Annotated in this window: 8 protein-coding genes; 6 read left to right on the top strand and 2 right to left on the bottom strand. The window is 38.3% G+C overall.

The features are described from left to right. From CHB68_RS15305 to CHB68_RS15285, 5 genes are all read left to right on the top strand, one after another. A partial coding sequence (locus CHB68_RS15305) for a CAP domain-containing protein (RefSeq protein ID WP_089262206.1) occupies window positions 1–435 on the top strand: 435 nt, incomplete at its 5' end. 269 nt (window positions 436–704) lie between these two features. Further along, entirely contained in the window at window positions 705–4,376 is a 3,672-nt protein-coding gene (locus CHB68_RS15300) for an Ig-like domain-containing protein (RefSeq protein WP_089262204.1), read from the top strand. 45 nt (window positions 4,377–4,421) lie between these two features. Then, complete coding sequence (locus CHB68_RS15295) at window positions 4,422–5,345, top strand: PorP/SprF family type IX secretion system membrane protein (protein ID WP_089262202.1); 924 nt, start codon at window positions 4,422–4,424, stop codon at window positions 5,343–5,345. A 10-nt stretch (window positions 5,346–5,355) separates the two neighbouring features. After that, window positions 5,356–7,299 carry an OmpA family protein gene (locus CHB68_RS15290; RefSeq protein ID WP_245838961.1) on the top strand — a complete coding sequence of 648 codons (1,944 nt, stop codon included), beginning with the start codon at window positions 5,356–5,358 and terminating at the stop codon, window positions 7,297–7,299. A 206-nt stretch (window positions 7,300–7,505) separates the two neighbouring features. After that, entirely contained in the window at window positions 7,506–7,907 is a 402-nt protein-coding gene (locus tag CHB68_RS15285) for a hypothetical protein (protein ID WP_089262200.1), read from the top strand. Here the strand turns inward: CHB68_RS15285 and CHB68_RS15280 are convergent. Then, window positions 7,904–9,172 (bottom strand): DUF2254 domain-containing protein, encoded by a 1,269-nt coding sequence (locus CHB68_RS15280; RefSeq protein WP_179213214.1) that lies wholly within the window; start codon window positions 9,170–9,172, stop codon window positions 7,904–7,906. The genes CHB68_RS15285 and CHB68_RS15280 overlap by 4 nt on opposite strands. 210 nt (window positions 9,173–9,382) lie before the next feature. Between CHB68_RS15280 and CHB68_RS15275 the strand changes: the two genes are divergently transcribed. Beyond that, window positions 9,383–9,808, top strand: a complete 426-nt coding sequence (locus CHB68_RS15275) for an Hsp20/alpha crystallin family protein (RefSeq protein ID WP_089262196.1) — start codon at window positions 9,383–9,385, stop codon at window positions 9,806–9,808. Between the two features lie 69 nt (window positions 9,809–9,877). On the opposite strand, the gene CHB68_RS15270 is transcribed toward CHB68_RS15275, so the two are convergent. Then, a complete protein-coding gene (locus tag CHB68_RS15270; protein ID WP_089262194.1) occupies window positions 9,878–11,404 on the bottom strand; it encodes a M20/M25/M40 family metallo-hydrolase in 1,527 nt (508 codons plus the stop codon). Window positions 11,405–11,513 lie beyond the last annotated feature (109 nt).

The raw sequence follows: 11,513 nt of genomic DNA, 5'->3' as shown, positions 1-11,513 counted from the left end.
AGCTCATGTAGTAAAGAAGAGCTTGTTGATGAGCAGATCAATTCCACGGCGTTGATCGTTTCCAATAGCGAAATGGAATTGGAGATATTTGAACTAGTTAACGATTATAGGATAGAATTGGGACTTTCTTCCTTATCCTATGACACCCGTGCCCAAGCCTATACTACGGAACACAATCTATACATGATTTCAAAGGAAGAGATAAGCCATGATAATTTTGCTCAAAGATCATCTGCGCTTTCTGAGGAATTCAACGCGGTTAAGGTATCTGAAAACGTAGGGAGGAACTTTGCCACTGCGCAAGGTGTCTTTGAAGCTTGGTTGAATAGCCCAAGCCACCTTAAGAATATAGAGGGCGATTTTGATGCCACGGCCATCTCTGCCTATGCAGATGCAAACGGTATGATTTACTTTACGCAAGTCTTCATTAAATAAGTTTATAAAAAATTTATTTTTACCATTATTGTCCTGCCTTTAGGCTTAATATAAATTTCTGATTTATAAGAGCTTAAATTCAGTTTTAGATAACCAAAGCGTTGCATATTAGCTTAATTCGTATAATTTTCATTTAAATGCAGTTTATCGATTTTATTGCACACTTTATCGATGTTTCTCTTCAGGATATCGTAAAGACAATTCGTCATAAAATCAAATAAACATCTCGTCGTTATATTTGTAAGAAAATTCTTATAAATTATAACGATATGGAAAAAAATTACCCAAATAGTTTTCTACTGATCTTTGCGCTAATCAGCATGTTGATAAGCGTTGAAGTTGCCTTTGGACAACAACAGTTTGCCCAGACCATTAGTAGTGAATCTCAAGTTGATTTTTCGGGTAGGGCAATTGATGATGACCTTTCTACACATGCCACCATCAAGGCCAATTCTGGTTTGGCACTAGGAATAGGTGCTTACTCAGGTCATTTAGAACTGGAGTATGCCAACGAGATTCCGGCGCTACAGACCAGTTATGTACGTTTGGATACCGAAGATGAACTACTGCCATTCTTGTTAGGGGGAAACTTGGGCGGACTGTTGGCCGATGTTGTTGGGGTTGTAATTTTGGGAAATCAGGAATTTAGCGTTGAGGTTAAAAACGACAACACCGTAATTCTAACCAATGATTCCGCTTTAAGTAGTGCTTTTACCACAGATCAAATGCGGGTTGTTACTAATGAAAACGGCGAATACTTTTTGTCCATTTCACCTAATTCAGCCTATAATAGAATTCGTTTTACCAATAGAACGGGTTCTTTAGTCGGCTTGGGTTCTGAAAAATCCCTGGATGTTTATGGCGCTTATATGGATAACACAACTTTAGGCAATTGCTTAAACGCAACCTATACTTCTTTTGATGGTACGGGTATAACCTTGGATCTTCTACAGCTTAGTGGAGCAGGGGTCAGTAATCTGGAACTGGCAATAGATGACACTAGCGACACCTATGCTGAGATGGGATTTGGAATTGTGGGCGTTGCTGCCTCACTATCTCAAACTTTTTATTTTGATACGGTTTCAAATGCGGATGACGTATTCTATATTACCTTGGGTGTTGATCCCTCATTATTACAAGTTGGTTTATTGAACAATATTGAGATAAGGGCAAATAATGGATCTTCTGCCGCAGTTTTTCAGGAAGATGCCAATAATTTACTTAATCTAGACCTTTTGGGCCTATTGGCAGAAAATGGCACGGTAGATGTTCCAATTGCTCCAGGTGTTCCCATAGATAGGTTGACCTTGGAATTAAGTTCTTTAGTGGGTATTGGTTTAGATCAAAGTATTCGTATCTATGATGTTAGAAAGGCGCCGGCTGAACCAACATTGGATACCAACATGACCAATACTACTATTTGCGCAGGTACAGATGCTAATTTAGTAGCCTTGGCCTCAGATGAACTTAACGAGGAACTGGTTTGGTTCAATGCAGATGGGGCACAACTGCAAGTTCTTGATTCCGGAGAACCTTTTGTACCAACAAATTTAACGGAGACAACGACATTTTTTGTTGCAGCACGTGATAAAGGTTGTACGGATTTATCATCATTGTTAGAAGTGGTGGTTAATGTTGTTCCGGTTCCTACTGCAGATGATATTAATGTAACAATTACCAATGACGGTATTTGTGAAACAGGTACGTTGACCTTAACGCCTACCAGTACTATTACGGGTGCGTTCAAATGGTTTTTAGACGCAGGAGCGGTAAATGAAATCACCAATGGGGAAGTGGTCAATGGTGTTACGTATACCATAGATTCTAATGGAATACTTGATATTACTGGCTTACAGGAAAATTTTGATACGTTTAGCGTTTATGCCCGCTTAATTGAAGAAAGTGCCTCTTGTGAAAATGCCCCGGGAGATTTAAGGGAGGTAACTGTTTCCGCAACCGAAACAGGTTTGGAAGCCAGTCTTTTGCTCAATACGGTCGACTTTATTTCAGAACTTTTAAACTTATCCAGCGCAAACGAGATTACAATTGATTCCCAGGAAATCTCTATTTGTTCGGGTACAAGTGTGGATATTTTGGCCACATTGGAGAATAATGTTGACTTGGAAATTAGATGGTACGATGCCTTGACAGGGGGTAACCTCTTGGACACCGTAGAATCCGGTGCGTCGTTCGATACCGGTATACTTAATGCGGACACCACATTTTACGTGGCAGTGGGTAGAATAGGCTGTTTGCTGGAAACCGCAAAAGCAACCATCAATATCAATGTATTGGATAGACCTACCGCAGACGATATTAATGTATTCGGTGCGGATGGCCCGATCTGTAGCTCCAGTGACGTGGTTCTTGTTCCGTCTAGTGCAATACGTGGTTCTTATCAGTGGTATTTTGATGAAAATAAAACCAACCCTATTGTCGATGGTATGGTAGTAGGCAATGTTTCCTATGCCGTTTCAGATTCCGGTACATTGACCATTAGTGGTTTGAGCGATATCAATTCCCCTTATAATTTTTATGTAGGATTGGAGCGTGCGGTTGCTGGCTGTGATAATGAAAATGGTGAACTAAAGGAAGTGACCGTAACAATAATGGATTCTAACTTTACGGCAGTACCCACCTTGGAAACGGTCATAAGTTTACAGGATGTATATGACATCAATACAGAAAATTCCGGTATTCAATTAGAAGGTTCGGTTACTGGGGATGTGGCTCAAGGAGATGAGTTGACCTTGCAGGTGAACGGCACTGAATACATAGGTACATTAGACCAAAATTTGGAATATAGTGTAGCGGTAAATGGCTTGGATGTTCTTTTGGATGCGGACCAAGAAGTAGAATTGACCATATCATCAGGAGGTTGTAATTCTTCATACCAATTACCCTTACCAATTCCAGAATTGCCACTGGGCAATGTCGTACAAGTATTTTGTGCTTCGGACAATCCTACCTTATTGGATTTGGAATTGTCCTTGGTAGATGGCGTATTGTTCAATGCATTGGTAGGAGGTAGCGTATTGGGTATGGATACCCCATTGGTAGATGGCCAAGTATATTATATGGGATTATTGAATATTCCTATATCCGTCTATGCAAGAATAGGGATTGCGGTATCGGTCATTACGGTAGATGCACCAACTACAACAAATGATGCTCAGACTTTTTGTGAGAATACTAATCCGGTAATTGGTGACTTAGAAGTGGATCAGGACAACGTTGTTTTCTATGATAGTCCTGAAAACGGTACTATGCTCGATCCAACGGATCCTCTTGTAAGTGGGGATTACTACGTATCAAGTATAGAGAATGGCTGTGAAAGCGAAGACAGGCTGCACATTAATGCAACTGTTTTTGAGGACACTTCCATAGTCTTGAACGGTGAGCTTACAGATGCATGTATGGAGCGTTCATATACCTATACCACCGTAAGCGGTCAGGAAAATTATGTATGGGCCGTAAATGGCGGAACGATCACCGAGGGGGGAACCGCAACGGATGATTATGTAACCGTAACATGGACCAGCTTGGAGAATACATCTATACAGGTATCCTTTACAAGCGCTAACGGTTGTGCGGAAAATACTTCCATGACACAGGAAATTGCTACCAAGAGTTGTGGTGAGGTACTAGGAGCGGAATTTTGTCTTGAGGTATTCAATGAATTTTCACCAAACGCAGATGGATACAACGACTTTTTTGAGATTGAATGTATAACGGACTATGCCAATACCCTACAGATCTATAACAGGAACGGGAACTTGGTCTTTGAGACCCAAGATTACCAAAATAATTGGGAGGGTATAGCCAATGTTAACGGAGTAATTGGAGCTGGGGAACATTTACCGGCCGGTACTTATTATTATGTAGTGAACATACCTGAACTAAACCGTGATTTGGTTGGTTGGTTGCAACTTGCCAGGTAATCTTGAACACATTGAAATATCTCAAAACCAAAAACGATTAATCACATGAAGAATTATATAACGATTATAGCATCTTTTGCCTGTTTGTTGTTCCTGACGACCACAGTGGTCAGAGGGCAGCAACGGCCACAATACACTCAATATATGTACAATACCCAAACCTTGAACCCCGGTTATACGGGTACTCAAGGCAAATTGGCCGCAAGCTTACTCTATAGGTCACAGTGGGTGGGTATAGATGGTTCACCGGAAACCCAAAGCTTTTCTGCCCATGGACTGGTCAAGGATAGGATAGGAGTTGGGTTGACCGTTCTGAACGATAATTTAGGAGCGTCTAACAACGTGGAGATCAATGCAAATTTTGCGTACCACATTAAAACCGGGGAGACGACCACCTTATCATTTGGATTAAACGCCGGGTTGGATATTTTCAATATAGATTATTCCAAAGGAAATTTTTCCAATGAATTAGATCCCGTATTTCAAGAAAATCTTAGTGAGACTAGGCCTATTGTTGGGGCGGGGGCATTTTATTTTGGTTCTAAATGGTATGTAGGCATATCTAGCAATAACTTGCTCAACTCCCGTATTTATAAAGATGATGATAGCACGGTAACGGAAAGAAAGAGTCAGTATTTCCTAATGTCCGGCTATGTGTTTGATGTCAGTGAATCCGTTAAGTTTAAACCTGCAGTTTTGGCCAAAATAGTTTCCGGGGCACCTTTGTCCGTAGATGTTTCCGCCAATTTTCTTTTGCGTGAACGTCTAAGTCTAGGTTTGGCCTATAGGTATGATGATGCCATTAGTGCTTTGGCGGGATTCCATATTACCGATAATTTCTTTTTGGGCTATGCGTATGATTATTCGGTCACCGGCCTGGAAAACTATAACGATGGTTCTCATGAAATTATACTAACCTACAATCTAGACGGCTTGAAAAAAAGGGCATTGTCACCAAGATTCTTTTAATCCTATTATTATGAAAATAAAATTACGATATATATATATCATGTTGTGCGCATGTATGGTAATGCAGGGGCAGACCAAAGAATCCCGTGCAGATGAATTTTTTAAGAACTTTAAATTCAATAAGGCTATTGAGCTTTATGCGGAAATTGCCAATAAGAACAGGCGTATAGATGACCACGTACTTCAAAATTTGGCAGATAGTTATTTTAATATTGGTGACTATACCAATGCGGAAAAATGGTACTCCAAACTATATGTGCAAAAAGGAAATGAAATAGGGGAGAACAATATGATTAAACTTGTTCAATGTTTAAAGGCGAGCCATAATCAAGAAAGGGCAGATGAGGTACTGCTTGACTATTATAAAGATGAAGGTCGGTTGCAAATGATATTGGCTCAACGTCAACATTTGGATAGTTTACTGTTGACCAATGCAAGATTTCAAATGGATACTTTAGGTTTCAATAGTCCGAAATCCGACTTTTCGCCCGCTTTTTATAGGGATGGTTCCATTGTGTTTTCCAGTACCCGTGATTCTATAACCGCTGGGGGCAAAATTTATCCTTGGAACAATCAGCCTTATTTGGATCTTTTTATGACTGTTCCGCAAGACCTTGGTTTTGTTCCTGAAAAATTCGCGGCCAATAGAATGTCAGATTTTCATGACGCATCTGTTACCGTAACCAAAGATATGAGCCGTATTTACTTAACCCGTAACTATTATAAAAAAGGTAAGTTACAGGCCAATAATGATGGGCTATCCAATATGCAGATCGTTATGGGTAATTTGTATAACGGGGATATAGAAGATATACAATCCCTCTCTATCAACGATAAGGATTATTCATGTGGGCATCCGGCCTTGAGTTCCAATGGTAAAAAATTATACTTTACCTCTAACATGCCTGGGGGTTATGGCGGGTCAGATATTTATGTGGTTTCCTTGGATAGCGATGGTACTGTGGTGTCTCCTCCAAAAAACTTGGGACCTGCTATCAATACCAAGGGTAGGGAGATGTTTCCGTATGTAGTGAACGATGTGTTGTACTTTTCATCTGACGGGCACTATGGTTTAGGCGGATTGGATTTGTTTAAGTCAAAGATCATCGCTAAGGATGAATACTCCTTACCGGTGAATATGGGCAAACCTTTTAATAGTAATATGGATGATTTCTCCTTGATCATAAATGAGGATTTTGATAGTGGTTATTTTGCTTCTAATAGAATGGGCGGTGTTGGTGATGATGACATATATGCATTTAAAAAAATAGATCCAACCCATTGCCTGGTCTATTCCGGTCAGGTGTTGAATAAAATTACCAATGAACCTGTACCGTTTGCCAATGTTGAAGTAAAGAATCCTACTGACGGACTTATAGAAATTCTGTTGACCGATGAACGTGGTTTTTATGAAATAGAACTCCCCTGTAATCGGGATAATAAAATGGTATTTTTTAAGGAAAGATTCTCAAAGCAACAGGTCTCGGTCATAACGACAGATAAGCCACAACCACCATCTACCGATAATCTGGTATACTTAACACCTTATGACGATATCATAGAAAAAGATGGGGCCGTTGAGAAAATAAAGGTAGATCCCATTTACTTTGACTATGACAAATCTAACATAACGGCAAGGGCTGAGATAGAATTGAAAAAGGTGCTATTTGCCATGCAGCAATTTCCTGATATAAGAATTAAGATAGAATCGCATACAGACTCCCGTGGATCGGACAGTTATAACCTGCGTTTATCTGATGATAGGGCAAAATCTACCAGGAAATATTTAATTGCCCAAGGAATTGCCCAATACAGGATATTGAGTGCTACAGGCTATGGGGAGACCATGTTGATCAATGAATGCAGTAATGGCGTTAAATGTTCAGAACAGGAGCACTTGGTAAATAGAAGGTCAGATTTTATTGTATTGAAAGAGAATATCGTAAGCAAATAGGGAGTGCGGTGAATGTAATATCGGTCATGAAGTACAACCCATGGCCGGTATTATTATTTTTTGAGTTAATCTTTTGATCGCAATAAAGAATTAATGAACTACCTTTTATATGCTTTTATGGTTTTCCAATGTTCAAGATTTAATGTGTTTTTGAAATATAGTATTCAATTTTTAGTTATTATTATGAAAATCAAGTAATTGCGATTATGCCTACAGAAAAAGAGAAGCTAAGTATATTATCGGAAATGATAGAGTTTGCAAAGGTGGACAATGAAATAAGGAGGATGGAATATGATTTTTTATTTATGGTGGCGCAACGGTTAAATATTACCAAAGAAACCTTTGATCGTTTGTTCAAGGAAAGGGTAGAGCATATTCTTCCTAAGTCCCAAGCGGAACGTATTATTCAATTTCATCGCTTGGTTTTATTAATGAATGTAGATCATCAACAAGATATTACGGAGGTAAAAAAATTGCATGATATTGGTTTAAAAATGGGATTACCCCCGGGTGCAATTCAACAGGTGCTTACGATTATGCATCAATATCCTAATAAAATTGTTCCGCCAGATGTTTTGATTACTATATTTAAATCGCACTATAACTAGGACCAACTAATAAAGTCCGCATCCATTTTACTGAGGTCCCTTTCATTTTTAATGCCTTTCTCGGCATCTTTTGTCAATTGTTCCATCTCTAGTTCAATGATTTTATGATGGGAATCGTTAGAAGAAAAATTGGCTAGCGTCCGTAGCATTTGCATTAATTTGCGTACTACCGTAATATCATGTTTACAATACAGGCGGTATGTGGCCATGACGTTATACAGTATTTCTGAGAACTTGGCACATTTTATCTTTACCCAATTATCACCATCATCACTTGTGATAAACTCAAATTCCCATTTTTTAGTAAGCTCAAGGAAAAGGGAAGTTAAGTAATCTATCGTATTCAAGGCGGTTCCTGGATCGTTTATACCAGGAGACATAGCCTTAATGCCAATTTCTGATAATTGCCTAAAACCATATACATAATTATCTCCTACCAGTTCTTCGTTGCTAAAAAGCAAGGTATCGGTAATCGCATCCAAGGCATCATCATCAAGGTTGTTTTTAGTGTAAAAGGCCATTGTGCCATCTAATATATATTGACCCTTGAACAAATGTATGTAGATTTTTGTATCGTATTTTTTGCAAAGTTTCAAGAGGTCATCGTTCAGAATTCCGTAAAAATATCCGGTTTTGTATATTTTATGGCCAGTCCAAGTATGGGTATCGGGAAATTCATTGCTTTGATTTTTTTGTGTATTGAGCATACTTTCCAATGCAGATTTTGTCCTTGCATGAATATTGGTAAGTATGTTTCCTACTTGTATGGATTGTGAAATATGATGGATAAAATATATGAATGATGCCAAGCAAAGGACAGCTAGAATAATTCCCAGCAATACTGAAAATCCGGGTGTTTGGTATTCATTTTCTTTAGGCTCCAAAGAAATAAGGATAAAAATATTATAAAGGATGGTCGCAATATATTGCCCTAGAACTATTTGGTTTGTTTGATCTGATATTATGCCTGGTAAAACCCGAGGTGAAAAATTACTGGATGCCTGGCTCAACAATAACATAACCATAGAAAAGCTAAAGACCGTTAATGATATGAGTCCCGCTATTAACGTGCTTAGTATTGTTTTGGCCGTATCTGTATCGTCTATGACCAAACTAGGTGCTACGTTCATTAAATAGTCAGAAATCCCCAACTTTTCAACATATATCATGGCAAATGCCATTACTAATCCGGCCAATGAAATAATAGTAGGGAAAAAGGCTATTTTACTTCGAATCTTAAAAAGAAGGTTGGAAAGTTTGTCCATATACATTGATAAAGGGTAAAACTAGTGAAGCTTGTTGCGTGATAATGACTCATTCCAAGAAATTAAAAGCTCATAATTAGCAAATACATGTCAAAATGTCTACTGCATCAAAGTAATATGTGTCAAAATGTCATAAAAAAATGCTCTGGTATGTGCTTTGCTTATTACCTATTGTTTAATAAAAGGAATATTAATTTAAAATATACAATAATGAGTTTAGTAAAGAGAAATGATGTTTTGTTTCCTGCATTAATGAATGAAATTTTTAGACCAGATTGGTTTGGAGGAACGCAGAATGTAAGAACGGCAATGCCTGCTGTTAATATTAAGGAAAATGAAGATAATTTTGAATTGGAGCTTTTTGTACCCGGTAGGGACAAAAAAGATTTTACGGTAGAATTAGATGATTCTATTCTAACAATATCTTCTGAAATCAAGGATGAAAAGAATGAATCCAATGAAAATTATACAAGAAGGGAATTTACTATTTCCTCTTTTAAAAGATCGTTTACCCTTCCTGAAACTGTAGCTACGGATAAGGTTGATGCTACATATGAGGGTGGTATCTTAAAATTTAACCTTCCTAAAAAGGAAGAGGCTTTACCGAAACCAAAACGAATGATCGAGTTAAAATAAGGTGTGCCTTATAATTTAGGTTGGTTAGTGTTTAGTTGAAAGGTGCTTTGAGCAATCAAAGCACTTTTTTTATGGAAGGGGTTGGGTAAGAATAGCTAGGCAGGTCCAGATACCTTCTTTGTAGTTTCCTATTCTTAGGTTTTCATTTGGCCCATGAATGTTATTGTCAGGGTTTGGAATCCTCACGGAAACAGCAGGGATGTTCAAAGTGGTGATAAAGGGTGCAATAGGCTGTGATCCGCCAGTTGTTCTCATGTTGATTATCTGATCACCAAAAACCCTGGTAAGGGCTTTATTTAAAAATGTGCCTATAGGCGAATCTATATCTGTCCTAAATGGTTTGGAGCCTATCCTGTAATTGAAGGATGCCAGTTTTTTAAATTGTGCGCGTTCTTCGTTTGTGGGCAAGGAATCTACCAAATGATATCCTTGTGATAAAATATGGCTCTTAAGAAGAGCAAGCTGTCTTTCTGCAGGTGTTTCCGGTACAAGTCTCATGTCAATTTCAATAAGTACATCTTCTGGAATAATGGTACGTACTTCCTTTCCTGTCCACCCAGCTCTTAGGCCCCTAATGTTCAGTGATGGATATTGTAAGGCTTCTTGGTAGGTGGAGCCCACTTTTTCTGGAGTGGCTATACCCAGTCTGTTATTTAGACTCATATTGTTTTCTGGGATAGATGAAAGTGATTTTTTTTCCTTTTCCGTTAAATGTACACCCTTATAAAAGTCTTTCACCAAAACACGTCCGTTTTCATCCTTAAAGCTGCTGATCAATCTTGCGGCCTCAAATACAGGATTTGGAGCATAGTTGCCGTATTGACCACTGTGCAAAGCGTAATTTGGTCCAAATACCTTAATGCTTGCCGTAGCAATTCCCCGAGCACCATACGTTAATGTGGGTAAATTGGAAAGGTGTCTTGTGCCATCCATAATCAGGAGCATGTCTGATTGTAATAGTTCCTTATGTGCATTAACGGCGTATGGTAAATCCGGCGAACCTAATTCCTCCTGAAAATCCATAATGACCTTTATATCGTATTCAGGGTTTATGTCTTGTTCCTTAAGAATTTGTAAAGCGGTAATCAAGGCCATGGCCGGACCTTTGGAGTCTGATGCGGAACGTGCAAAAATTCTGTAATCATCTTTTATGAATGTGTGCACTTTTTCAAAATTCAACGTATTCCACTCTCCATTTTTGAATTCTTTGATTGTAGGTTCAAAAGGGTCACTTTGGGACCACTCTTTTGGGTCTACAGGTTGACCGTCTATCTGCAAATAGAAGAGAATTGATTTTGTGTTTTTGGTGGATTTTTTCTCGGCGAAGAGTAGGGGTGCACCTGGCGATTTTATAATCCTGGTTTCAAAATTTAAAGCGGTAAAAACACTATCGCACCAATGTAAATTTTTCTGTATCTGTTCCGGAAAATTTCCATTGTTTTGTAGTCTCAAAAAATGGTGTAAATTAGTAATCGCTACGTTGAATTTTTGACTGGTAAGCGATTTTATTCGGTCAGTTTCAAGGGTCTGGCCATTACAATAAAACACATTGAAATAGCTGAGTGCCATACCGCAAATTATAACCCATTTTTTCATATTTTATCTGTAAATAAGTGTTTTAGTCTTGTCTAAAAAATTACATTAATTAATTGTTTACCAGTTTGTTGAATAGTGTTATATAAAGTTTTTAATTATAATTTTAAAA

Origin of the sequence: Maribacter sedimenticola, assembly GCF_900188415.1 — a bacterium.
In the GTDB taxonomy this organism is placed as follows: domain Bacteria; phylum Bacteroidota; class Bacteroidia; order Flavobacteriales; family Flavobacteriaceae; genus Maribacter; species Maribacter sedimenticola.
Note: the sequence above shows the minus strand (reverse complement) of the source record. Positions and strands in the feature narration are given on the sequence as shown.

Excerpts from the sequence above, each read along its gene's own strand:
- CHB68_RS15270 (WP_089262194.1), bottom strand. The coding sequence starts at position 11,404 with ATGAAAAAATGGGTTATAATTTGCGGTATGGCACTCAGCTATTTCAAT.
- CHB68_RS15290 (WP_245838961.1), top strand. The coding sequence starts at position 5,356 with ATGAAAATAAAATTACGATATATATATATCATGTTGTGCGCATGTATG.
- CHB68_RS15285 (WP_089262200.1), top strand. The coding sequence starts at position 7,506 with ATGCCTACAGAAAAAGAGAAGCTAAGTATATTATCGGAAATGATAGAG.
- CHB68_RS15295 (WP_089262202.1), top strand. The coding sequence starts at position 4,422 with ATGAAGAATTATATAACGATTATAGCATCTTTTGCCTGTTTGTTGTTC.
- CHB68_RS15300 (WP_089262204.1), top strand. The coding sequence starts at position 705 with ATGGAAAAAAATTACCCAAATAGTTTTCTACTGATCTTTGCGCTAATC.
- CHB68_RS15280 (WP_179213214.1), bottom strand. The coding sequence starts at position 9,172 with ATGGACAAACTTTCCAACCTTCTTTTTAAGATTCGAAGTAAAATAGCC.
- CHB68_RS15275 (WP_089262196.1), top strand. The coding sequence starts at position 9,383 with ATGAGTTTAGTAAAGAGAAATGATGTTTTGTTTCCTGCATTAATGAAT.